This window comes from Rhodococcus marinonascens NBRC 14363 (assembly GCF_001894885.1).
GTDB lineage: Bacteria > Actinomycetota > Actinomycetes > Mycobacteriales > Mycobacteriaceae > Rhodococcus_F > Rhodococcus_F marinonascens.
Genome location: NZ_BCXB01000006.1, coordinates 94728 through 118334, shown reverse-complemented (window position 1 = coordinate 118334; position 23607 = coordinate 94728). Strand labels below are relative to the sequence as shown.

The window sequence follows — 23607 nt, the reverse complement described above, 5'->3', positions numbered from 1 at the left end:
AGGCTGAAGCCATGTCTGCGGCTGTTCCACTCGATGTCGGTATTTCACGTTCGGCAGGTTCGGGAGCATCGCGTGCCGATGGCGAGAAGCGTGTGCTGCTCGCCGAACCCCGCGGCTACTGTGCCGGGGTCGACCGCGCCGTCGAGACGGTGGAGAAGGCTCTGGAGAAGCACGGAGCGCCAATCTACGTGCGCAAAGAAATCGTGCACAACCGGCATGTCGTCGAGACACTCACCGATCAGGGTGTGGTCTTCGTCGACGAAACCGACGAGGTTCCCGAAGGCGCGCTGCTCGTGTTCTCCGCCCACGGAGTGTCGCCCGCCGTGCACGAGTCGGCCGCGGCGCGCAATCTCCGCACCATCGACGCCACGTGCCCGCTGGTCACCAAGGTTCACCAGGAAGCCAAGCGCTTCGCCCGCGACGACTACGACATTCTGCTCATCGGTCACGAAGGCCACGAAGAGGTAGAAGGCACCGCCGGCGAGGCTCCTGACCACGTCCAGCTGGTCGACGGCCCCGACTCGGTCGGTGCCATCACGGTCCGCGACGAAACGAAGGTCATCTGGTTGTCGCAGACCACGTTGAGCGTTGACGAGACGATGCAGACGGTCGCGCGGCTGCGTGAGCGTTTCCCGAATCTGCAGGATCCGCCGAGTGACGACATCTGCTACGCCACTCAGAACCGTCAGGTGGCGGTCAAGGCCATGGCACCCGAGTGCGACCTCGTGATCGTGGTCGGCTCCCGGAACTCCTCGAACTCCGTTCGCCTCGTCGAGGTCGCGCTGGGGGCCGGAGCGAAGGCGTCGTATCTGGTCGACTACGCACGCGAAATAGATCCTGCCTGGCTCGAAGGGGTCAAAACGGTCGGAATCACCTCGGGAGCCTCGGTCCCGGAGATCCTCGTGCGCGGCGTGGTCGACCTACTCGACGAGCACGGATTCCACAACGTGCAACCCGTCACCACGGCGAACGAGACTTTGGTCTTCGCCCTCCCTCGTGAGCTTCGTGCCGCACGGACCTGAGCTGCACGGACTTTGATCGGAGGGTTCGTCTCTCACCCACAGCGTTCTAGCGGGGTCGCTCCGTCCCGAACGGTGGCTCGTCGCTGCTGCGGTAGCGCACCCGCGGAATCGGGTGCGCGGGCACCTCGGGGTTGGCCCGTGGCCGCGGTGTCGCGCGTGGCTGGACCCGGTGGGGTGCCTGAGCGGGCCGGTCGACGATCGGCGGTGGCGGTGGCGCGGTGCGACCACCCGCATACGATGATCGTCGAGGTTGCGGCTGTCGCGGTGGTTGCGCCTGACGTGGTGGTTGAGGCTGTCGAGGCGGCTGCGGCTGCTGCCGAGGCTGCGCCTGAGGGGCGGCGTCCCGACGTGCGGACGAGCGAGGGCGCTGTTGCGCTGTGCCCGCTTCCCGGGCCCTGCGCGGTGGTGCTTGCCACGCTTCCTCGCTCGCGGCCCGCGGCCGGGTGGCTCGAGTCGGACGCTCACGCCTCCCGGACGCTGACGTGTGTGCGCGCCCGGCGCGGCGTTGCCTTAGCAGAACGAGGCGGATTCCACCGATCACGAGCGCGACAACGGTGGCGCCGAGCATCACCGGGAACCGGTTGACCAGTGGATATACAACGTTGATAGCCAGATCCTTCAGTGCAAGGCTGCTCTCATTTGCAATCAGGCTCTGACCGAGGGGTACCGCGACGAACATGATCAGGGGCGGCTGGACGATCGCAGTGAACACCGCCCGGTTACAGGCGGCGAGCGCGGCGAGAACGCAGCCGAGGAAATAGAATACGGAGAACGTCGCTGTGAGTTCGGTGCCACTAGCCGCATCGACAGCGAGTCCGGCAAAGGTGCCACCAATAGCCACGAGGATGACGCCCCACCAGGGGAGTCCCGGGATCGTAGGGACAATCGACCGCCTGTCGAGCGGCACCCCAGAGCGAGCACGTTGGGTTGCAGACACACTCTGACAGTAGCGGCAACTTGTTAAATGGCCTCGTTGGCGTGACCGTTGGAGGCCGAGAGATCCTCGAGATTTGTTCGTCGTGGCCACGAGTCCACGGCGTTGACCTCGGTGACATCGCCGTCGAAAATCTCGAGGTCGTGCAGCTTGCGGGCCGTTACTGTGACCCGAGTCTCCATCGACGCCACGGTGAGGTTGAACGAGTCGACGGCCTTGCCGAGTTGTAAGCCCAGTCGGTCGAGATGCGAACCGACGGTGCCCAATCTCGCATACAGCTCTCGGCCGAGCTGGTGGATCTTCGCGGCGTCCTGCGACAGCGCCTCCTGGCGCCAGGTGTGTGCGATGGTCCGCAGCAAGGCGATCAGGGTGGTCGGCGTGGCGAGGATCACGTTCCGCGCGAAGGCATACTCGAGCAGTCCCGAGTCGGTGGTCAGCGCCGCGTCCAGGAACGGGTCGCCTGGAACGAACAGGACCACGAACTCAGGCGTCGGGTCGAAGGACTCCCAGTACGCCTTGTCTGCCAACTGGTCGACATGGGTGCGCAGTTGCCGGGCATGCCGGGTGAGGTGCTGCGCCCGGGCGCTCGGATCTTCCGTTTGCGCTGCGTCGAGGAAAGCTGCGAATGGGACCTTCGCGTCAACCACGATCTGCCTCCCCCCAGCCAGGTACACGAGGAGGTCGGGACGGACGCCCTCCTTGCTGACCTGTGTGTCGAAGTCGCAGTGCCGGACCATCCCGGCCAATTCGACCACGCGCTCAAGTTGGATCTCGCCCCATCGGCCGCGGATCTGCGGCGCTCGCAGCGCGGTGACGAGTTGACTGGTCTGGGTGGACAGCGTCTGCGAGGCCCGGTGCATGCCCTCCACCTGCTCGGTGAGTCCGGCATAGGCGTGGACGCGGTTGCGTTCGACGTGATCGACCTGTTGAGCCAGCGCCCCGACCGCCTTGTGCAGGGGTTCGACGAGGCGGGAGATCTGATCGCCGATCGCGCCCGAGTGGCGCCGGGCGGAATCTTCGCTGACCGCGGTCAGCGACTGCCGCAGGAGAGCTTCGTTTTCGCGCAGCGCAGCCAGTTGGGCTTCGGCTCGCGCGGCCCGGTCACCGCTGCGCGCCGCGTGCAGCAGCCACCCGAGGACGGTGCCCGCGGCCAGTGCCAGGAGCATTCCGAGTGCAGCGAGTGCATTCATAGGTTTGATGGTGCACCACACCACCGACAAGCGGATTCGGCCCGGCGACAGGTACCCCAAGTTTTCAGGGTTGTCAGTGCGGTGCTCTACCGTTTCGGGTCATGAGGATCCTGCACACTTCGGATTGGCACATCGGACGCACGTTCCACGGGGTGGACCTGCTCGCCGACCAGACCCGTGTGCTCGATGCGATCGCCGCCCTCGTCGCGGAGCACGGCGTGGACGTCGTCGTTGTTCCTGGAGACGTCTACGACCGTTCGATCCCCAGTGCTGACGCCGTCACCGTGTGCAACCGCGGATTCGAAGCGATCCGGGACGCCGGCGCGGTCATCGTCGCGACCTCCGGCAACCACGACTCCGCTGCCAGGCTCGGCGCGGGTGCCGCATTTTCCCGTGCAGGCGGCCTGCACTTGATGACGACCGTCGCCGGTATCGGCTCGCCCGTCGTCCTCGAGGACGAACACGGCACGGTCGCGTTCTACGGGATTCCGTACCTTGAACCGGAGATCACCCGCGATCGACTCGGAGTGCCGTCTGCCCGGTCGCACGCCGAGATCCTCGACGCCGCGATGGTCCGCGTTCGCGCCGACCTCGATGCCCGTCGCGAGACGCTTCCTCGTACCAGGTCCGTGCTTCTCGCTCACGCGTTCGTCGTGGGTGCCGAGCCCACTGGATCGGAGCGGTCCATCTCCGTCGGTGGCGTCGAGACGGTGCCGGCATCAGCCTTCGGTGGAACCGACTACGTCGCGCTCGGCCACCTCCATTCGCCCCAGACTCTCGCGGAGAACATCCGGTACTCGGGGTCGCCGCTGCCGTACTCGTTCGGCGAGCGCACCCACAGCAAGGCTGTCTTCATCGTCGATCTGGATGCGGACGGACTGCGAACCGTTGAGCGTGTCGCGTTGCCGGTAGTCCGCGGTCTGCGACAACTGACCGGCACGGTGCGCGAACTGCTCGAGAACGACGAGTACGAAGACGCCCGGGACTGCTACGTGTCGGCCGTTCTCACTGATCCGGAACGCCCGGTCGACGCCATGCGCGCGCTGCAGACGCGATTCCCGTTCGCTGTCCATCTCGAGTGGAAACGTCCGGAAGGCAGTGAGAATCTCCGGTATCAAGACAAGATACGTGGGCGCAGTGATCTGCAGATCACTCACAGCTTCCTTACCGATGTACGTAACGAGCCGTCGGTAGGTGAAGTCAGGCTGGTGGAAGCCGCACTCGGCTTCGCCGAACGGGCAGGCGAGGACACCGCCGAAGTCGGCGCGCTGGGGCAGACGGCATGAAACTGCACCGACTCGAGGTCGAGGCCTTCGGGCCGTTCGCGGGATCAGTGGAAGTCGACTTCGACCGACTCGGCGCAGATGGTCTCTTCCTTCTACACGGTCACACCGGCGCCGGGAAGACCACCGTTCTCGACGCCGTGGCCTTCGCGCTCTACGGCACCGTGCCCGGGGCGCGTAAGGAAGGCAAACGGCTTCTTTCCGACCATGCGCCCGCCGGTTCCGTTCCGACGGTGACGCTCGAGGCCACGATCGGCGGCCGACATCTGCGACTCGTGCGCAGTCCCGAATTCGAGCGCCTGAAGCGTCGAGGGTCGGGAACGATCAAGGAGAACGCGAAGGCCACGCTTACGTGGCTCGACGGACGCGGCGAGGACCTGTCCCGGATCCCCGACATCGCCGAGGAGGTCGGCCGGCTGATGGGCATGAGTGCCGATCAGTTCTTCCAGGTGGTCCTGCTGCCCCAGGGTGAGTTCGCGAGATTCCTGCGCGCCGACAACGAGGAACGGGGTCAGCTCTTGGAGAGGCTGTTCGACACCACCCGTTTCGGGACGGTGGAGGAGTGGTTTCTCAACCGCAGGCGCATCAGCGCCCAAGACTTGGACGACCATCAGCGGGGCATCGAAGTACTGATCGCGAAGGTCGGGGCGGCGGCGGGAATCGAGGGAGGCGCCGATGCCGACCCGGTGACCTGGGCGCACAAACTCGAGGACCAGGCCCGCGAGATTCACGAAGCCGCCTCGAATGACCTGGAAAAAGCCAAGGTCGAGGCGAAATCGGCCGGTGACGCGCTGACTGAAGCACGCCGAATACTCGAACTGCAGAGTCGTCGACGACGGGCGGAGTCGGAACTTGCCGCGCACGCCGCGGGTGCGGGCGACCGCGCCGTTCTCGCCGCCGAATTGGCGGATGCGCGCCGGGCCGAACCGGTGGCAGCCGCCGCACGGGACGCCGAGTCCGCTCGAACCAAGTCGGCCGCCGCGCTGCGGAACGTCGAGATGATCGCCGGGGATCTCAGCTCGAGAGTGGGCGGCGCCGAACTTGTGTTCGAGTTGCCTTGGCCACATGAGGTTTTCGATCGAGAGCGCATCCGAGCGCATATTCGATCCTGGCGCGACGAGGTCGTGCGTCTCGACGCCGCCCTTGCCGAGTCCGCAGCAGCCGAGCGTCTCTCGGTCGAACTCGGTCGGCTGCATGAAAGGCGGGTTGGACTCGCCGACGCCGGTGAGGCCCTGTCCCTCGAGCGGGAACAGTTGCCGCTCGCGCTGCAGATAGCGGAGAAGGCGCTGGACTCGGCGCGGAAGGCCGCTGCCGCACTGCCCGCCCTCGTGGACGCCCGGGATCGTGCGGCCGATGCCGCCTCGGCTGCGGCGGGCCTTCGTCCGCGCCGGCTCGAGCGCGATCGGCTCGAGCGCTCGGTGCTCGACGCCAGACAGTCACACCAAGACGCACGCGGGCGCTGGCTCGACCTGTTGCAGCGTCGAATCGTCGGGATGGCAGCGGAACTGGCAGGCAAACTCGAGGACGGTGAGCGATGCATGGTGTGCGGATCGTTCGAGCATCCGCGCCCGGCAGAGCCGTCCGAACAATCGATCACTAAATCCGACGAGGATGCGGCACTCGCCGAGGAGCAGCGCACCGCGACGGCACTGACCGCCACGCGGGACGAGCTGGCCGTGGTCGAGCGTGCGATCGACGTGTTGATTCAGCGCGGTGGTGACGGCGATACGAATGAACTCGATCAGGCACGTGCCGAGGCCGACACGATGGTGCGGGAGTCGACCGCGCTCGCCGACGAGGTCGGAAAGCGGGCCAAGTCCCTCGAAGAACTCCGGGATCGTGAGAGCCTGTTGCAGGAACGCCTGAGGGGACTGGGCGTCGACGCAGCCACCGTGGCCGAGAAGATTGCGGCGAGTGCAGCGCAATTCGAAGAGATTCGGATACGCGTGAGCGCGGCGGCAGGCGAAGACCCGAGTGTGGAGGCTCGCCGCGCACGACTCGACGCGCTTGCCGAAACGGCTTCACACCTACTCGACGCGCGCGATGCGGGTACGGCGGCCGAGTTGTTGGCCGGTGAACTCTCCGCGAAGGCGAAAACGCTTTCCGAAAATGCGGGTTTCGGGGGCACCGACGATGCCCTGGCCGCAGTAAGGACCACGGCTCGCCAGGATGAGATCGAGGCAGTTCTGGCGGCGGCCCGCGATGCGGAGGTCGGGGCACGGAGTGTGCTCGACGATCCCGACGTCGTAGTCGTCTCGGGCGCGGAACCTGTGGAGTTGGGCCACGTCCAGCGCGCGCACGATGTGGCGGCGGAGTCGGTGAACCTTGCCGTCGCGGCGGCGTCCGATGCCGGGCGCCGACTACTCGACCTCGAACGGTTCGTTCATCAACTCGCCGAGGCCGCCGAGGCGATGGCTCCGATGCAGGCCGCCCACGAGGAGTTGGCCGCGCTCGCCGAGGTGATCGCCGGCCGCGGTCAGAACTCACGGCGGATGTCGCTGCGGTCCTACGTGCTGGCTGCTCGGTTGGAAGAGGTGGCGGTTTCAGCGTCCGCACGTCTTGGCCGGATGTCCGCGGGACGCTACGAATTCGTGCACACCGACGAGGCCGGTCCGCGTGGCAGACGGGGAGGCTTGGGGCTCGACATCCGCGACGACTACACCGGGGTCGTGCGGTCGGCCAAGACGCTCTCCGGCGGGGAGTCGTTCCTGGCGTCGTTGTCGTTGGCGCTCGGTCTCGCCGATGTGGTTGCGGCGGAGTCGGGAGGCGTCGTGCTCGACACCATGTTCATCGACGAAGGATTCGGTACGCTCGATTCAGACACCCTCGACTCGGTTATGGGTGTGCTCGACGAACTTCGTGACGGTGGCCGCGTGGTCGGGATCGTCAGTCACGTCGACGAGATGCGTCAGCGAATCCCGAACCGCCTTCACGTGATTCGGGGACGATCTGGCTCCACCCTGGAGGTGGTGGCCGGCTGAGGCTGTTCAGTCCGCGGTGGGAGAGACGGCGGATTCGTCGACGGTGACGCCCTCCCGTTCGGTCTCCTCTACGTCTTCGTCACCGGCGTGGGCGTCGGGGGCGTCGTCGATGTCGCTCTCTGCGCTGTGCTCGTCGATCTGCTCGCCGATGTAGCGAATCACCACGGCGATAACGGCTGCTGTGGGGACTGCGAGGAAGGCGCCGACGATTCCGAACACGGAACCGCCCGCGGCGACGGAGAGCAGCACCACGACCGCATGCAGTTTCATGCTCTTGCTCTGCAGCACCGGTTGCAGCACGTTGCCCTCGATCTGCTGCACCACGATGATGATGATCAGCACAATCACGGCTGTCGTGAGGCCGTTGGCCACCAACGCCACAAGCACGGCGAGAGCGCCTGCGACGAACGCGCCGACGATCGGGATGAAGCCGCCGATGAAGGTCAGGATCGCCAGGACCGGCGCGAGTGGCACGCCGAGGATCAGCAGTCCGGCGCCGATGAACACGGCGTCGATGAGGCTGACCAGGGCCTGGGTTCGGATGAACCCGCCGAGCGTGTCCCACATTCGGCCGAGTACCGCTTCGAGGTGGCGTCCAGCGCGGCCACCGGTCACGGAGTGCAGCCACGGGGTGAAGCGGGGGCCGTCCTTGATGAAGAAGAATGACAGGACGAGCACGAGGCCGAGGGTGATGAGGAGCGACCCGGCGGTGCTGACGCCGGTAAACACACCGGACGCGATGACCGTTCCGCTCTCCTGGACCTTCGCGATTATGGTGTGGATGCCCTCGTTGATCTGCTCGTCCTGGAGGTTGATCGGGGGACCCTTCAGCCATTCCTGGACCGTGTTGATGCCCTCGGTGGTCCTGTTGGCCAGTTCGGGTGCCTGGCTGACGACAGACGGCACAATGCCCGCGACGATTCCGGCGACGACAGCGATGAACACGATGAGCGTCGTCGCGGCAGCGGCGGCTGGGGGAACGCGCCGTTTGGTCATTGCTCGGGTCGGTGGCCACAGCACGGTGCACACGACGGTGGCCAGGAGTATGGGGAGGACGATCACCCACAGTTGTTCGATGATCCACCCGAACAACAAGGCGCCCAGTGAGATTGCCACGAGAACGAGAGACCATTTGGCTAGCCACATCGCGCCCACCCCGATGAGATGCGCGCGGTCCGGATTCGTGGATCTAGGCTCCGCCACAGATGGTCCTCCCTGGTCGTCCAGGCCATGGTCAGCTGTGCAGACGTTCGCCTGCACAGCTGATCGTACTGACAGTAGTGTCGGCGGTCGGGGATATGCCGCGCCGTCAGAAGTGCGCCGACGTTCCGTTCGGTTGGGAACTCCGTCAGAAGCGGGTCGAGTCGGCCTCGATCCAGTCGCTGAGCCAGTCCGCGGGCGGGTCGTCGAGCAGTTCACCCGGCATCAGCCACTCATAGAGTTGCGCATAGGTCCGGGTAGTGACGCCGTCGATACGTCGATTGAGCAGGGCCGGTGTCAGTTGATCGAAGCTGTCGAGGCCCATCGATGCCACCATCTGCTGGGCGCCGGCCACCGTCGATTTCTGGAACCGGAACACGCGCGCAGCCTTGTCGGGGACGTCGAGTGCCCGGGTCCGCGCCGGGTCCTGCGTGGTGACCCCGACCGGACACCGGTTGGTGTGGCACATCTGCGCTTGAATGCACCCGACGGCGAACATCATCGCCCGCGCGGACATCGTGAAGTCGGCACCCTGGATGATCCGTTTGACGATGTCGGCTGCGCTGGCGACCTTGCCGGACGCGCCGATCTTGACGCGGTCGCGCAGTCCGGTCCCGGTAAGCGCGTTGTGTACCAGCATCAGTCCCTCGGTGAGGGGCATGCCCATGTTGTCTTCGAACTCCACTGGGCCGGCCCCGGTACCACCCTCGGACCCGTCGACGATGACGAAATCGACGGTGACGTCACGCTCGAGCATCGCCTTGCAGATGCCGAGGAATTCGACGCGGGAACCGACGCACAGTTTGAACCCCACCGGCTTGCCGCCCGATAACGTCCGAAGCGTGACGATAAAGTCGACCAACTCGTTCGGGGTACTGAACGCAGTGTGGGTGGGCGGCGAGATCACCGTCTCTCCGAGAGGCAACCCCCGTGTCTCCGCGATCTCCTGTGACACCTTGGCTCCGGGCAGCACGCCGCCGAGCCCCGGTTTGGCACCCTGGGAGAGCTTGATCGAGATGGCCTTCACCTGGTCGAGCCTCGCGAGTTCGGCGAATTTGGAGGCGTCGAAATGACCGTCGCGGGTGCGGCAGCCGAAGTAGCCGGATCCGATCTCCCAGATCAGGTCTCCGTCGTGTTTGCGGTGATAGGGGCTGATGGCGCCTTCGCCGGTGTCATGGGCGAACCCGCCACGCGCCGCGCCTGCGTTGAGGGCTTCGATGGCGTTGCCAGACAGTGCCCCGAAACTCATCGCCGACACGTTGAAGAGAGCGATGTCATAGGGACGCGGGCAGTCTCGGCCGCCGAGCCTCACAGTGGAAGGTTCCAGCGGCGCCGTCCTCGCGCGTAGAGAGTGGGTCATGAACTCGTAGCCGATAGCGTGCACGTCCCGCTCGGTGCCGAACGGTTCCTCGGCCAGAGTGCCCTTGGCGCGCTCGTAGACGAGGTCGCGGGTATCGCGGTCGAAGGGTGTTCCGTCGGTCGATGATTCGATGAAGTACTGCTGGACTTCGGGACGGATCTTCTCGAGCAGAAAGCGGGCATGCCCCAGCACCGGGTAGTTCCGCAGGACGCTGTGCCTGCGTTGCAGCAGATCCCACGTCCCCACGGCAGCCAGGGCGAAGAGGACGACTGCGGCGAACCACCACCCGCTCGCCAGTCTGAGCGCCAGGGCCAGAGCGCTCAATCCGAGAATCCACATCACGAGGACAATCAACCAGCGGGTCACTCCCTGAGACTAAGACCCCCGGCAGGCGTCGGTGCGTACTCCGGCATAGTCCCTTTCCTGGACGCCGGGAGAGGATGCCATAGTGAATGCGCACGGTCAGTCGTCGCGAATGGGGGATGGATGTCAGAGCCAACGAGCAATCCGGAATGGTCGAGCGATCCGGGAACGCCGATACCCGGCGACACGGGTTCGTACGGGCTCCAGTATCAGACCCAGCAGCAACCGCCGCAGCAGCTGTACCCGGGTCAGTTCGGTCCACCGCCGCTGCCGCGTTCGAACGCAGGATGGGCCGCGGCCGCTGTGATCTTCTTCTGGCCACTCGCGTTCTCCGCCTTCAACCATGTTCACGACGTGTACCCCAAGTGGGCGATGGGCGATTACCAGGGCGCTCAATACGCATCGGATCAGGCCAAGTCTCTCGGCAAGATCGCGCTCTGGATCTTTGTGGCGCTGATGATCCTGTTCGTGCTCTTCTACGTCATCATGATCGCCGTCGTTGTTGCGAGCACCAGCAGTTCCACCATGTGACGGCCGAGGTCGGTGATTCGCCCCCGACGCCGTAGAATCCAACGACCGTGAGCCTTACCCTCGGAATCGTCGGACTGCCCAACGTCGGCAAGTCCACCTTGTTCAACGCGCTGACCAACAACGACGTGCTGGCCGCGAACTACCCGTTCGCAACCATCGAGCCGAACGTCGGACTGGTCGAACTGCCCGATCCGCGGCTGTCCAAGCTCGCCGACATATTCGGTTCGCAGCGCATCCTGCCTGCCACGGTGTCGTTCGTCGACATCGCCGGCATCGTCAAGGGTGCGTCCGAGGGGGCGGGCCTGGGCAACAAGTTCCTGGCCAACATTCGTGAGGCCGACGCGATCTGCCAGGTGGTTCGCGTGTTCGACGACGACGACGTCGTGCACGTCGACGGGCGCGTCGACCCGGCGTCCGACATCGAGGTGATCGAGACCGAGCTCGTCATCGCCGACATGCAGACGCTGGAGAAGGCGCTGCCGCGCCTGGAGAAGGAAGCGAAGAAGAATAAGGAGCTCAAGCCGACGCACGAGGAGGCGCTGAAGGCGCAGGAGATCCTCAACGAGGGCAAGACCCTGTTCAGCGCGAAGGACAAGCTGGATTTCGGTCTGCTGCGCGAGCTGAGCCTGCTCACCACCAAGCCGTTCCTGTACGTCTTCAACGCCGACGAGTCGGTGCTCACCGACGAGGCGAAGGTCGCCGAGCTGCGGGCCTCTGTCGCCCCGGCGGACGCGGTGTTCCTCGACGCGAAGGTCGAGCAGGAACTGCTCGAGCTGGACGAGGAGGACCGGCAGGAGATGCTCGACTCGATCGGTCAGACCGAGCCCGGGCTGTACGCCCTCGCCCGTACCGGCTTCCACACTCTTGGACTGCAGACCTACCTCACCGCCGGGCCCAAGGAAGCGCGCGCCTGGACCATCCACAAGGGCGACACCGCCCCGCAAGCTGCCGGCGTCATCCACACCGACTTCGAGCGCGGCTTCATCAAGGCCGAGATCGTGTCCTTCGACGACCTCGTCGACGCCGGATCGATGGCCGCCGCCAAGGCCGCGGGCAAGGTGCGCATGGAGGGCAAGGACTACAACATGGCCGACGGCGACGTGGTGGAGTTCCGCTTCAACGTGTAGCGGGGCAAATTTTCCAATTCAGGTGCCCCGGGGCGCTTCACCTCATGACTGCAGGGTCGGGGCGCTCGTCGGGCCTGTCAGGGCGTCACCCGACGGGCTTCCAGGTGCCCATTCGCTTGCTCGTGAACTGCGCGTCGGACACGGCGATCGTGACGGTGACCTGCTGGGCCGAGGACATGAAGTTATTGTCGATGATGCCGCCGGACTTCGAGGTGCATTCGCAGCAGCCGCCGCCACCCGGGTTGCGCAACGGTGGCGACGTCCTCTACATCACGATATTTCCTCTCTCGAACGCAGATCGACTTATTCCCAATGGATTTCCTGATTCGGGTACACGTTTTGTGTTGGGGTGGTATCCGCATGCAGTTCGAGGATGACGGCGTAGCCGCTATATGCCCGAGACCGCTTGCGCGTCCTAATGAACGTTGTTAGCTTCTGTGTGTCGGGGTGTCGATAGACCTGAGTTCGGCACGGGGGGCTACCAATTCACGGAGGCTCTGCCGAGTCGATTTCTGGCCAACTTCAGGAGGATTTTCGTGATTCGTTCCATTCGGCAGCCGTTGATCGTTGCTGCCACTGTCGGGCTCGTCGCTGGTGGGTTTGGCGTCACCGGGGCGAACGCCGCGCCGTCGGAGACCAGCATCCAGGCGGTGTCCGGCGTGACGACGGCGGCACCGGTCGCCGACACCGGCGAAGACGACGTGGTACCTGCCCTCGGCTCGCTCGAGTTCGGGTCGTTTGCGCTCGGCTCGTTGGTAGGTGGCGCGCTCGGCGGCTTCATAGGCCTCCCCTTGGTTCTGATCGAGTTCAGCGACGTGCTCAGCTGATCGAAGGCCAAGCCTCGCGTTTCTTGGCGGGTTCACGCGGTCGTCGCGACGCTCTCGATGTGGGAGGTCGCGGCGACCGTGTCGTTTTCGGACTGTGCTCGGTTCGGTGATCAGCTCGTGGTCTTGGCCGATTCCGTTGTACCCGTGGTGGATGCCGCGTCCGTTTTCTACTCCAGCACGACGCTCTCTCGGGCGCAGATCGACTTATTCCCAATGGATTTCCTGAACTGGGGTACACGTTTTGTGTTGGGGTGGTATCCGCATGCAGTTCGAGGATGACGGCGTAGCCGCTATATGCCCGAGACCGCTTGCGCGTCCTAATGAAGGTTGTTAGCTTCTGTGTGTCGGGGTGTCGATAGACCTGAGTTCGGCACGGGGGGCTACCAATTCACGGAGGCTCTGCCGAGTCGATTTCTGGCCAACTTCAGGAGGATTTTCGTGATTCGTTCCATTCGGCAGCCGTTGATCGTTGCTGCCACTGTCGGGCTCGTCGCTGGTGGGTTTGGCGTCACCGGGGCGAACGCCGCGCCGTCGGAGACCAGCATCCAGGCGGTGTCCGGCGTGACGACGGCGGCACCGGTCGCCGACACCGGCGAAGACGACGTGGTACCTGCCCTCGGCTCGCTCAACACTTTTATGGGTGGCGTGGCCGTCGGCTCCGTGATGGTCCCCACGGTGGTGATCTGTTTGCTGATCGACTGCGCTCCAGGTGGTATGGGGTGAGCTGATTACCGACTCGTTCAGCGCCTGATCGAAGGCCAAGCCCCGCGCTTCCTGGCGGGTTCACGCGGTCGTCGCAACGCTCTCGATGTGGGAGGTTGCGGCGACCGTGTCGTTTTCATTGGACTGTGCTCGATTCCGGTGTGCCAGTGACGGATGGTGCCGTCTGCTCCACACCACGAACTAGTGAAACACGGCCTAGTGCCGGGTTCTCCGCAGCGTGCGGGGTCGCGTGTGCGCTCACCGCTGGCGTAAGGACTGTCGCATCTGCGTCGCCGACGTCTTTCTGAGAGGGACCTTCACGTTGTCAACCGACGGGCAAGTCACACCAATCAGAGGTAGCAGTGGGCGTCCCGCATGATCTGGGCCCCATTCGGTTTCATCACTTCGATCTACGAGACGCGGTCGCTCGGTCCGCTGATCTGGATCGTGGGAATGCAGTTGACGGTCGCGTTCGCGAGCGCCACCAGCCCGTTGAGGAGTCCCGGCGCCGACACCTTCAGGCAGACGCCTGGGCGCCCGGTGAGATAGCCGGCGGCCACGGCCGCATGCCCGACGGCCTGCTCGTTGCGGAATTTGCTGGACTCCGCCCCGCGGGCGGCGATCTTCCCCGAGCCTCCCCCCGTGCGGTCAGGCCGGACCGAAACGTCGGGCATGCCCGGATGGCGGCTCTCGGTGCAGTCGAAGACGCGCGGTCGACAAAATTGGTCATATGACCAAACTTGGGCGCCCAGAATCTTGACACTTGTCAACATTTGCCTGGACAGCCGTCAAACAAAATATAGAGTGATGCGCGTCGCAGGCGTTGTGGTCTCCGCCACCTTTCGGAAGGGGCAGGCAAGTGAGTGTCAATAGCCATGCAGGCAAGAAGGCGCTCTTCACATGCGGTTCACAAGGCCGCGGCGGCGCCTGCCTCGTCACGGGTCTACGAGCGCGCCACCGCCAGCGACGTCCGAGACAATCGCTGCCGGCATCCCCGTCAGCCACACTCACGACAGGAGAAAGAACATGGTTGGTCTGCTAGCTGACAAGGTAGCCATCGTCACTGGGGCCGGTGCCGGCATCGGTGCTGCGATCGCTCGCGCCTACGGCGCAGAGGGAGCGCGCGTCGTCGTCACTGATATCAACGGTAATGCGGCAAAGGATGTTTCGGCGTCCATCGCTGGATCCATCGCGGTCACAGCCGACGTCACCGACGAGAAGCAGGTACTGGATCTTGTCGAGCGGACGGTCTCCGAGTTCGGTGGTCTGGACGTGGTGGTTCCGAACGCGGGCATCGCCACAAGCAAGCCGCTGGTTCAGACCTCTTTCGAGGAGTGGAGAAAGGTGATGTCGGTCGACCTCGACGGGGTGTTTCTGACCATCCGTCACTCACTGCCCGCAATGCTCAAATCCGGTGGAGGGTCGATCGTGACCATCTCCTCGATCTCGTCGACTACCGGTTCGGCCCTCATCGGCAGCTACGCCGCAGCGAAGGCCGCTGTGCGAAATCTGACGGAGACGCTCTCGGCCGAACTCCGCTTCCAGAACATCCGTGCCAATGCGCTGCTCCCCGGGTTCATCGACACCGACCTCGTCAAATCACATCAGCCGGACTTCGAGGCGGCGCTCGGCCTCGAGGCCGGCGGGTTCGATGACCTGATCTCTGCCAAGCAGACACGTTACGGGCGTACCGAGGAGGTGGCTGCTGCGGCGGTGTTCTTCGCGAGTGATCAGTCTTCGTGGTGCAACGGCAGCAGCCTCATCCTCGACGGCGGCTTCAAGGCGTCCCTGCTCTGAATCAGGAACATCAAGTCACACAACGGTAGTCGCCGGGCACTCGCGAGGCTTGCCTCCATGTCGCGCCCGACGACTCCACCCCTTCCAGGCCCACGCCGAAGGATGAGGACATGCTCTCCCCAGCGATCTATGTAATACCGCCCGGCGGTCTCGACAACCTCGTCACTCGTGATGTCCACACACCCGATCCGCGGCCGGGTGAAATCATGATCGAGGTTCATGCGAATTCGCTGAACCACCACGACGTCCTTGTCGCAAGCGGGGCGATCGCAACGAATGCACCACGAATCCTGCTCTCGGACGCCGCGGGTGAGGTTGTTGCGATCGGCGACGGAGAGCCGCAGTTCAGTCTCGGCGACCGCGTAATGACGACGTACTTGCCGCATTGGCAGCACGGACGGCCCACCTTCGACGGGTTTGCGAACTCACCGGGCGACGGCGTGGACGGATACGCCCGTCGGTTTGTCACAATCCAAGCCGCGGCGCTGACCACGATCCCACGAAACTACTCGTACGCCGATGCCGCGACCCTGCCGACCGCGGGACTGTCCGCATGGCGGGCACTGTTCTCAACAGCGTCGCTCAGGCCGGGCCAGACCGTGCTCGTTCCAGGTTCGAGCACGGTGTCGCTGTTCGCTATCCAACTTGCCAAGGCGGTCGGCGCCCGAGTCATCGGCACGTCCTCTTCGACAGACAAGATCTCCAAGCTGCTCGAACTCGGCGTCGATGTCGCCGTCAACTATCGAGAGAATCCTGAGTGGGGACGAGAGGCATTTCGTCTGGAAGGTCACGGAGTTGATCACGTGCTCGACATCGGAGGACCGGCCACCTTCGATCAGTCCCTCGCCGCAGCGAAAGTCGGCGGAAGGATCGCCGCGCTGGGCATCATGACGGGGGCTTCGTCGACGGTCGATTTCACGCCGCTGCTGACCAAGCAGATCACGATCGAAGGTCTGTTGGTCGGGAGCAAGGAACATCAGGAGGAGATGGTGGCTGGGCTCGAGGGCCTCGCGATCAAGCCTGTCATCGACTCGACGTATCCTTTCGGTCGCCTGACCGATGCACTACGCCACCAGCAGTCCGGCCGGCATTTCGGCAAGATCGTCCTCACGTCGTAGCTGGCCGCAATTCGCTTGCAGCGCGGCGTTGTGTGGGTCACGTCGTTGCCGCATTCGAGATCGTTACGCGTTCGAGATGGTTAGGTAAAGCCGCGACATCGCGACAGAGGGCGGTCGGATTTTTGGGTTGACAGTGCTCCTCGAGCGGGCCTACGTTCGAACGGGCAGCTAGCCTCTTGCCCAATTGAGGGAGAATTCTGATGCTACGAAGTGTCGGTGTGTGTTTCGCCGCTGCGAGTGTGCTCGTCCTCAGCGCCTGTTCGAGTTCATCCACGTCGGACGATTCCGCCGCGTCGTCCGCTACGAGCGCGTCAGCGGCGGAACAAGTCTTGCCGACGATCACGCTCGAAGACATGCCGACCGGCACTGCCTCGCTGAGCTGGGACCCAGACACCATGCTCGTCACCGCGGCGATCGACATGCACGGCTTCACGCCGAGCAGCAGTCACGCCATGCACATCCACCCCGGGACCTGCGCCGACCAGACCCAGCCGCCGTCGGTGCCATTTCCGGATGTCGTCGCGGACGCCAGCGGCGCGGTTGAGCAAACAGTCGTCAGCGCGGCGGTACCCGAAGGCATCCCGACCGAGTCGTACCTGAATATCCATCTCGCGCCGATGGCGGAACTCGGGGCGCCCACCGACGTGAGTTTCACTCCGATCGCCTGTGGAGACATTCCCGCGGATACGGCTGCGGCAGGTCCGGCGGAGCTGGAAATGCAGACTCCGCCGCTGGAGGGGCAGACTCCGCAGGGCACGGCCACTCTGACATATGACAGCGATCAGCAGACCCTTGGCGTCGAGGTGAGGGCCTCCGGTCTACAACCTGACAGCGCCCATGCGGTGCATGTCCACTCCGGTTCGTGCGCCGCCCAGGGGCCCGTCGTGTATCCGGTACCGGACCTGCAGGCAGACGGCTCAGGCGAGGCAACCACCACGATCACCATCGACAACGTCGACGCTCCTCCGCCCGCCACGGGTTGGTACGTGAATGTGCACATGGGGTCGATGAATGAGATTGCCGACGACAGCGGCCCGACGCTGCTGTTCGCCCCGATAATCTGCGGGGATGTCACCGAATAGTCCTTTGCATCCGTGGCCGACCGGCCCTGACGGTGAACCTGATTTGGGATTACACCACTTCATGCAGGTGCGGGCGCGAACGTCGCCCGCACCTGCAGCCACTGGGCCAGGATCTGACACCCGGTCAGACCGCTGGCGTCCAGTGGCTCGCTGGCGTATGCGACATGTCGCCCGCCTCGTGAATTGGCGATGTTCACGCCGTGCCAGGTGAGACGCGGCGGCAGGTAGCCGAGTATCTCGATCGTCGCTATCCGCAGGCGTTGCAAATCGGTACGCCATTGCTTCGGAGTGATTCTTGTCTTTTCCGCATTCTGGAAGCTGTTGTGGCGGAGCAGCTCCCATGTTCGCGCGCGCCACACTCGATGCATACGAAACGACATCCACCGGGTGAGGTCCGCGATATCGCGGACATAGCTGTCGTCGCTGGCATTGCAGATCATGTCGCTCGGGTGCGCGATCCACAGGACAGGGATCGAGCCGGGTAGCGGTGCTCCTTCGCCTGCGACTCCCCGTCCACAGCAGCCGAGAACGGCACCCGCGGGCTGTTCGGGATCGGAGATCATACCGGCGGCGCTGACATTGCCGCTACGGAATTCGCCGGTGGCGATCTTCCCCAGCACCTCACGGATCACGGTGCAACCCTGTGAATAACCGATCAGCATGACCAATCCTGCGGCGCCGTCGATGGCCTCGATCAGCCTGCGCACACCGACCTCGGTGCTCTGTCGATAACTCAGCCCGCCTGCAGCGACCGGTCCGTACGACGCCGGGTAACCGACCCAGCGTGACGTGAAACGCCCGTCGAGCGCGTCGGTGACCTCGCACAGCAACCCGGACACGTGGGTTCGGTCGTCATCGGTGTGGGACTCTCCGGTGCCACCGACTGCGAAAACGGTCACGTCAGGCATGTAATCCATCTTGCCGAGCGAGAATAGGTACCCGATCGGTCGAACCTGAGAACTCCCTGGCAATCGGGAACGGAGATAGAACTCTCAGCGTGGTTCGGGTCGCTCCTGGTAACACTTGAATCTCAATGTGAGACGGCCACGCCCGTGAGTAATCGATCGGAGCGCAACCGCATAGTCGGTGACCTCGCTCGTCGGGACGGAGGCGATCACGGTGATCTCGCCGTCGCGGGCCGGTTCGGTGCCTTCGATCTGCCCCCGCCGACGTCCGAGATCTGCCATCACGTCACCCTGAACGGCCGCGGGCACTGTGACCTCCAGGTGGTCGACCGGTTCGAGGACGCGGGTGCCCACACTGTCAATAGCCGCGCGGAGGGCGAGCGCCCCGGCCATCCTGAAGCTGAAATCATCGGAATCGACCGAGTGGTGTTTTCCGTCGAGGACCGTCGCTCGCAGGTCGACGAGAGGAAACCCGTGTCGGCCCCCGCGTTCCATGGAGTCGGCGACGCCCTTGCCGACCGCAGAGACGAGAGACTTGGGAATCACCCCGCCGCGAGTCTCGTCGACGAACTCGTAGCCGTCGTCGAGGGGAAGTGGTTCGAAGCGGACGGTGGCCACGCCGAACTGGCCGTGACCGCCGGACTGCTTCTTGTGACGGCCCTCCGCCTCGGTGGATCCGAGCAGAGTCTCGCGGTACGCGATCTTCATGGGTTCGGTGCGGAGGGTGATCCCGTATCGCCGCTGCAGCCGTGTCAGGGCCACCTGTACGTGCATGTCGCCCGCGCCACGGACCACCGTCTGATGGGTTTCGTTGTCACGGATCACTTCCAGCGTCGGGTCGTCGCTGACGAGTTCGGCCAGGGCGGTCGACAACTTGTCCTCGTCGCCTGCGCTCTCGGCGGCCACAGCAATCCCGTATACAGGTCGCGCGCGTTCGATCGGCGCCACGGTGAGTGAGGACCCGATCGGCGCCAGGGTGTCGCCAGTCGCGACGTCGGCGAGTTTGATCGCGCCGACGATATCGCCCGCCTCCGCGGAGTCGATCGCGGTGTGCTTGCTGCCGAGGACGCGAAGCAGATTGTGCAGACGCTCCTTTGCTCCGGTGCGCTGATTCACGAGGACGTCGTCGGCGTGCACGGTGCCGGAGGCGATCTTCATCAACGCCACCTGGCCGACGTATTCGTCGGTCTGGGTCTTGAAGACGTACGCCAGTGGATCACCGGACGCATCGCACGGCACTTCGCTGACCCGGCCGTTGTCATGTACTTCGATGCCGGGGGCCTCCGCCGGTGCAGCCGCGATCCGGCACACGAAGTCGAGTAGACGATCGACCGCGATGGCGTCGACGGCCGACCCGCACAGCACCGGCCACAGGGTGCCACCGGCAAAACCTACGCTCAGTGCGTGCTCGAGTTCGGCGACGCCGATGTCCTCCCCTTCGAGATACCTGGAGAGCAGATCATCCTCGATCTCGACCACGTCCTCCACGAGATGTTCGTGTTGCTCGTGCTCGCGGTCGGCGATGTCGGCCGGGAGTTCGTCGCTCGTGGTCGCTGAACCGGTGTCGTAGAGCATGACGCGTTCGGTCAGGAGATCGGCGACACCCGCAAACGCGGATGCCTCGCCGATCGGCAGATCGACTGCTTCCACTCCGGAGCCGAACCGGTCGTGGATTCCGGCCAGGACCGCATCGAAGGACGCTCGCTCCTTGTCCAACTTGTTGATGAAGAGGATCCGAGGGATCGATCGCTCGTTGGCCGCCTGCCACAGCAGTTCATCGTTCACCTGTAGACCACTGACCCCGTCGATCACGAACACGGCGACGTCCGCGACCCGGAGTGCGGTCATCGCGTCGCCGACGAAATCGGCGTAGCCAGGCGGGTCGAGGAGATTGATCCGATGATCGCCCCAGGAGAAGGAGGCCAGACCGAGCGTCAGCGACTGGGTGTGGTCGTGTTCTTCCGGTTGGGTGTCGAGTACGGTGTTGCCGCTCTCCACGCGTCCGGGGCGAGTAATGACACCGGCCCGGTAGAGCATTGCCTCTGCGAGGCTCGTCTTGCCGTTGCCCTGATGCCCCACCAGCGCGATATTGCGGATCAGATCACTCTCGATCGTCACGGCCCCCCTGCCACGGGACTGTCGTATGGGTCGTTCCCGACGATACCGTGAGAGACCCCTCTGGGGCGTGCGACTTGGGCATCGCAGTCTCGGGCCGGCAGCGACAGATCGAGGGCCGGCGTATCATGGAGGAACTACACCCTCCCGAAGATGTTTGCACTGCAACACATGTCGGCGGTAAGTGGTGGCCCGGTGCATGAATGAACCAACTTCAGCTCCTGCGCCCCGTTTCCACCGATCGAGGAGAAGCAAGGGTGACCGATCGGTGAGTGGCAGCAGTTTGTCCGGTGACCGAAGAACCCCATTCGCGACAGCGGGTTATCATTCGAACGACGAATCTGGTGTCGACAAATCTGGTGTCGAGGGTTCTGCTGTCGAAGGGAATCGAAGTGAGCACAAATATCGAACAACTGCAGTTCCAGGCGGAGACCCGCCAAATTCTGGACCTCATGATCCACTCGGTGTACTCCAACAAGGACTCGTTCCTGCGGGAGCTCATCTCCAATTCTTCGGATGCATTGGACAAGTTACGGCTCGAAGCCTTCCGCAATAAGGATCTCGACGTCGATACGTCGGATCTGCACATCGAGATCGAGTTGGACGAGGAGAACCGCACACTCACGATCCGCGACAACGGCATCGGTATGTCGCACGAGGAGGTCGTCGACCTCATCGGCACGCTGGCCAAGTCCGGGACGGCAGACCTGCGCAACAAGCTGCGGGAGGCCAAGGACTCCGCAGCGTCCGAGGAGCTGATCGGGCAGTTCGGCATCGGCTTCTACTCGACGTTCATGGTCGCAGACAAGGTGACCCTGCTGACGCGGAAGGCTGGCGAGAGCGGGGCCACCCGCTGGGAGTCGAGCGGCGAGGCGACGTACACGATCGAAGCAGTCGATGACGCGCCGCAGGGCAGTTCGGTCACCCTGCACCTCAAGCCCGAGGACGCAGAAGATCAGCTGCACGACTACACCTCGGACCGGAAGATCAAGGAACTCGTCAAGCGGTATTCCGACTTCATCGCCTGGCCGATCCGGATGGACGTCGAGCGAACGGTCCCAGCCGAGGGCGAGGGCGAGGGCGAGGTCACCACGACTTCCGAGACGATCAACTCGATGAAGGCGCTGTGGGCCCGATCGAAGGACGACGTCACCGAGGACGAATACAAGGAGTTCTACAAGCACATCGCCCATGCCTGGGACGACCCCCTCGAGGTCATCCCGATGAAGGCGGAGGGCACGTTCGAGTTCCAAGCGCTGCTGTTCATCCCGTCGCACGCGCCGTTCGACCTCTTCATGCGCGATGGGAAGACCGGCATCCAGCTCTACGTCAAGCGCGTCTTCATCATGGACGACTGCGACCAGTTGATGCCCGAGTACCTGCGCTTCGTCAAGGGGGTGGTGGACGCACAGGACCTCTCGCTCAACGTCTCCCGCGAGATCCTTCAGCAGGACCGGCAGATCCGAGCCATCCGCCGCAGGCTCACCAAGAAGGTTCTCACCACCATCAAGGACCTGAAAGCGGAGCGCCCCGACGACTACCGGGCGTTCTGGGGGGAGTTCGGCCGCGCGGTCAAGGAAGGCCTGATGTCGGACACCGACAATCGAGATGTGCTGCTGGGCGTCTCGTTGTTCGAGTCCACACACAGCGAGGACGAACTGACGTCGCTGGAAGAGTATGTCGCTCGGATGAAGGACGGTCAGGAGCAGATCTTCTACGCGACCGGTGAATCCCGGCAGTTGCTCGAGAGTTCGCCACACATGGAAGCCTTCCGGGCGAAGGGCTACGAGGTACTGCTGCTGACAGACCCGGTCGATGAGATGTGGGTCGGTGCGATTCCGGAATTCGATGGCAAGTCGTTCCAGTCGATCGCGAAAGGCGAGGTCGATCTCGACACCGAGGAAGACAAGAAGGCCCACGAGTCCGAGCGGGAAGAGCAGGAGAAGGATTTCGCGGGCCTGCTCACCTGGATGGCCGAAGCGCTGACCGAGCAGGTCAAGGAGGTCAGGCTGTCCTCCCGGTTGACTACGTCTCCGGCCTGCATTGTCGGCGACGCCTTCAGCATGTCGCCCGCGCTCGAACGGATGTACCGGGCGTCAGGACAGCCGGTTCCCACCTCGAAGCGCATCCTCGAACTGAACCCGACCCACCCGCTGGTCAGCGGGTTGCGGGACGCTCACGGTGAGCGCAGCGAGGACGCAGCGCTGGGGGAGACCGCCGAACTCCTCTACGGCATGGCACTGCTCGCCGAAGGTGGCGAACTCGACGACCCTGCACGGTTCACGACCATGCTCGCCAACCGTCTCGCCAGGACGGTGTAGTTCCGCTTGCTCGTATTGGTCACGGGGGGAACGGGGTTCGTTGTGGGAGCCCGCTCGCCCCGTGACCAATTCCGCACACCGACCATAACTTTGGAGGCGGGTCGGCCGTGAGTTTCACCCGCGCGGAGTTGGAGTCGTTCCGCGATGCCGAGGTCCCGGAACTCATCGGACAAGACTGCCGCCTGCTGTTCGTCGGAATCAACCCGGGGTTGTGGACGGCGGCGACCGGGGCGCATTTCGCGCGGCCGGGCAACCGATTCTATCCGGCCCTGCTGGCCGCCGGGATCATCGAGCGTGCGATCGATCCGACGGACGGAATGTCGGATGCGGATCGGAACTACCTGGTCGAGCGCGGCGTCGGTATCACCAATCTGGCGCGGCGCGCCACGGCGAAGGCCGACGAGTTGACCGCCGAGGAATTGGCGGCCGGCGGCGAACGGCTTCGAGTCATGGTGCGTGACAACGTTCCTCGAGTCGTTGCGATTGCGGGGGTTACTGCCTATCGCACGGCTTTCGGACAGCGGGGTGCAAAGAAGGGGAAGCAACCGGGCGGCTTCGAGGGTGCGGAGTTGTGGGTTGTGCCCAATCCGAGCGGGCTCAACGCCCATGAAACCGTCGCAACCCTGGCCGCAGCCTATCGGGAGGCGGCGATCGAGGCGGGGATCGTGTCCGGCTGACCGGTCGGTTCGCTACGTCAGACGCGGGGTCGATGTTGCTGTAGTTGTGGGATGCGCCGAGCGGACTGGCCC

19 protein-coding genes and 1 pseudogene are annotated in these 23607 nt (G+C 64.4%); 12 read left to right on the top strand and 8 right to left on the bottom strand.

Going from position 1 to position 23607, the window contains the following annotated elements; translation table 11 throughout:
* The first annotated feature begins 11 nt into the window (after positions 1-11).
* Complete coding sequence (locus RM2_RS06750; protein WP_072688060.1) at positions 12-1022, top strand: 4-hydroxy-3-methylbut-2-enyl diphosphate reductase; 1011 nt, start codon at positions 12-14, stop codon at positions 1020-1022.
* 46 nt (positions 1023-1068) lie between these two features.
* On the opposite strand, the gene RM2_RS06745 is transcribed toward RM2_RS06750, so the two are convergent.
* A complete protein-coding gene (locus RM2_RS06745; RefSeq protein ID WP_072688059.1) occupies positions 1069-1959 on the bottom strand; it encodes a DUF6542 domain-containing protein in 891 nt (296 codons plus the stop codon).
* Between the two features lie 23 nt (positions 1960-1982).
* Positions 1983-3146: a DNA recombination protein RmuC gene (locus tag RM2_RS06740; protein WP_072688058.1), complete on the bottom strand. Its 1164-nt coding sequence runs from the start codon at positions 3144-3146 to the stop codon at positions 1983-1985.
* A gap of 101 nt (positions 3147-3247) precedes the next feature.
* Between RM2_RS06740 and RM2_RS06735 the strand changes: the two genes are divergently transcribed.
* Together RM2_RS06735 and RM2_RS06730 are read left to right on the top strand one after the other, a co-directional pair.
* Positions 3248-4432, top strand: a complete 1185-nt coding sequence (locus RM2_RS06735) for an exonuclease SbcCD subunit D (protein ID WP_072688057.1) — start codon at positions 3248-3250, stop codon at positions 4430-4432.
* The gene (locus tag RM2_RS06730; protein WP_072688056.1) at positions 4429-7410 is read left to right on the top strand and encodes an AAA family ATPase; all 2982 of its coding nucleotides are present in this window, start codon (positions 4429-4431) and stop codon (positions 7408-7410) included. Before RM2_RS06735 ends, RM2_RS06730 begins: the two co-directional genes overlap by 4 nt.
* 6 nt (positions 7411-7416) lie before the next feature.
* On the opposite strand, the gene RM2_RS06725 is transcribed toward RM2_RS06730, so the two are convergent.
* Both RM2_RS06725 and RM2_RS06720 read right to left on the bottom strand, forming a co-directional pair.
* A complete protein-coding gene (locus RM2_RS06725) occupies positions 7417-8556 on the bottom strand; it encodes an AI-2E family transporter (RefSeq protein WP_139277689.1) in 1140 nt (379 codons plus the stop codon).
* Positions 8557-8758: 202 nt separating this feature from the next.
* Complete coding sequence (locus RM2_RS06720; protein ID WP_072688055.1) at positions 8759-10336, bottom strand: FMN-binding glutamate synthase family protein; 1578 nt, start codon at positions 10334-10336, stop codon at positions 8759-8761.
* A 120-nt stretch (positions 10337-10456) separates the two neighbouring features.
* Here RM2_RS06720 and RM2_RS06715 point away from each other — a divergent pair, with 120 nt between their 5' ends.
* Together RM2_RS06715 and ychF are read left to right on the top strand one after the other, a co-directional pair.
* Complete coding sequence (locus RM2_RS06715) at positions 10457-10864, top strand: CD225/dispanin family protein (RefSeq protein WP_072688054.1); 408 nt, start codon at positions 10457-10459, stop codon at positions 10862-10864.
* Between the two features lie 47 nt (positions 10865-10911).
* On the top strand, positions 10912-11991 hold the full coding sequence (gene ychF, locus RM2_RS06710; RefSeq protein ID WP_072688053.1) for a redox-regulated ATPase YchF: 1080 nt from the start codon (positions 10912-10914) through the stop codon (positions 11989-11991).
* Positions 11992-12076: 85 nt separating this feature from the next.
* Here the strand turns inward: ychF and RM2_RS24405 are convergent, their stop codons facing one another.
* On the bottom strand, positions 12077-12241 hold the full coding sequence (locus RM2_RS24405; RefSeq protein WP_169846683.1) for a hypothetical protein: 165 nt from the start codon (positions 12239-12241) through the stop codon (positions 12077-12079).
* A 286-nt stretch (positions 12242-12527) separates the two neighbouring features.
* Between RM2_RS24405 and RM2_RS06705 the strand changes: the two genes are divergently transcribed.
* Positions 12528-12818: a hypothetical protein gene (locus RM2_RS06705; protein ID WP_072688052.1), complete on the top strand. Its 291-nt coding sequence runs from the start codon at positions 12528-12530 to the stop codon at positions 12816-12818.
* Positions 12819-13256: 438 nt separating this feature from the next.
* Positions 13257-13541: a hypothetical protein gene (locus RM2_RS06695; RefSeq protein WP_072688050.1), complete on the top strand. Its 285-nt coding sequence runs from the start codon at positions 13257-13259 to the stop codon at positions 13539-13541.
* Positions 13542-13939: 398 nt separating this feature from the next.
* Here the strand turns inward: RM2_RS06695 and RM2_RS06690 are convergent.
* Positions 13940-14137, bottom strand: a pseudogene (locus RM2_RS06690) (thiamine pyrophosphate-binding protein); the annotation flags it as partial.
* A gap of 409 nt (positions 14138-14546) precedes the next feature.
* On the opposite strand from RM2_RS06690, the gene RM2_RS06685 reads away from it, so the two are divergent.
* The 3 genes from RM2_RS06685 to RM2_RS06675 all read left to right on the top strand — a co-directional run bounded on the left by RM2_RS06685 (position 14547) and on the right by RM2_RS06675 (position 17517).
* Positions 14547-15317 (top strand): glucose 1-dehydrogenase, encoded by a 771-nt coding sequence (locus RM2_RS06685; RefSeq protein ID WP_072688049.1) that lies wholly within the window; start codon positions 14547-14549, stop codon positions 15315-15317.
* A gap of 110 nt (positions 15318-15427) precedes the next feature.
* A complete protein-coding gene (locus RM2_RS06680; protein WP_072688048.1) occupies positions 15428-16435 on the top strand; it encodes a zinc-dependent alcohol dehydrogenase family protein in 1008 nt (335 codons plus the stop codon).
* A gap of 200 nt (positions 16436-16635) precedes the next feature.
* The gene (locus tag RM2_RS06675) at positions 16636-17517 is read left to right on the top strand and encodes a CHRD domain-containing protein (protein ID WP_072688047.1); all 882 of its coding nucleotides are present in this window, start codon (positions 16636-16638) and stop codon (positions 17515-17517) included.
* A 59-nt stretch (positions 17518-17576) separates the two neighbouring features.
* Here the strand turns inward: RM2_RS06675 and RM2_RS06670 are convergent, their stop codons facing one another.
* Together RM2_RS06670 and RM2_RS06665 are read right to left on the bottom strand one after the other, a co-directional pair.
* The gene (locus tag RM2_RS06670) at positions 17577-18425 is read right to left on the bottom strand and encodes a PE-PPE domain-containing protein (protein ID WP_072688150.1); all 849 of its coding nucleotides are present in this window, start codon (positions 18423-18425) and stop codon (positions 17577-17579) included.
* Between the two features lie 84 nt (positions 18426-18509).
* Complete coding sequence (locus tag RM2_RS06665) at positions 18510-20540, bottom strand: elongation factor G (RefSeq protein ID WP_072688046.1); 2031 nt, start codon at positions 20538-20540, stop codon at positions 18510-18512.
* A 389-nt stretch (positions 20541-20929) separates the two neighbouring features.
* Between RM2_RS06665 and htpG the strand changes: the two genes are divergently transcribed.
* Positions 20930-22858 carry a molecular chaperone HtpG gene (gene htpG, locus RM2_RS06660; RefSeq protein ID WP_072688149.1) on the top strand — a complete coding sequence of 643 codons (1929 nt, stop codon included), beginning with the start codon at positions 20930-20932 and terminating at the stop codon, positions 22856-22858.
* 107 nt (positions 22859-22965) lie between these two features.
* The gene (locus RM2_RS06655; protein WP_072688045.1) at positions 22966-23535 is read left to right on the top strand and encodes a mismatch-specific DNA-glycosylase; all 570 of its coding nucleotides are present in this window, start codon (positions 22966-22968) and stop codon (positions 23533-23535) included.
* Positions 23536-23607: the final 72 nt, after the last annotated feature.

Excerpts from the sequence above, each read along its gene's own strand:
- RM2_RS06685 (WP_072688049.1), top strand. The coding sequence starts at position 14,547 with ATGGTTGGTCTGCTAGCTGACAAGGTAGCCATCGTCACTGGGGCCGGT.
- RM2_RS06725 (WP_139277689.1), bottom strand. The coding sequence starts at position 8,556 with ATGTGGCTAGCCAAATGGTCTCTCGTTCTCGTGGCAATCTCACTGGGC.
- RM2_RS06680 (WP_072688048.1), top strand. The coding sequence starts at position 15,428 with ATGCTCTCCCCAGCGATCTATGTAATACCGCCCGGCGGTCTCGACAAC.
- RM2_RS06735 (WP_072688057.1), top strand. The coding sequence starts at position 3,248 with ATGAGGATCCTGCACACTTCGGATTGGCACATCGGACGCACGTTCCAC.
- RM2_RS06715 (WP_072688054.1), top strand. The coding sequence starts at position 10,457 with ATGTCAGAGCCAACGAGCAATCCGGAATGGTCGAGCGATCCGGGAACG.
- RM2_RS06675 (WP_072688047.1), top strand. The coding sequence starts at position 16,636 with ATGCTACGAAGTGTCGGTGTGTGTTTCGCCGCTGCGAGTGTGCTCGTC.
- RM2_RS06670 (WP_072688150.1), bottom strand. The coding sequence starts at position 18,425 with ATGCCTGACGTGACCGTTTTCGCAGTCGGTGGCACCGGAGAGTCCCAC.
- RM2_RS06750 (WP_072688060.1), top strand. The coding sequence starts at position 12 with ATGTCTGCGGCTGTTCCACTCGATGTCGGTATTTCACGTTCGGCAGGT.
- RM2_RS06740 (WP_072688058.1), bottom strand. The coding sequence starts at position 3,146 with ATGAATGCACTCGCTGCACTCGGAATGCTCCTGGCACTGGCCGCGGGC.
- RM2_RS06730 (WP_072688056.1), top strand. The coding sequence starts at position 4,429 with ATGAAACTGCACCGACTCGAGGTCGAGGCCTTCGGGCCGTTCGCGGGA.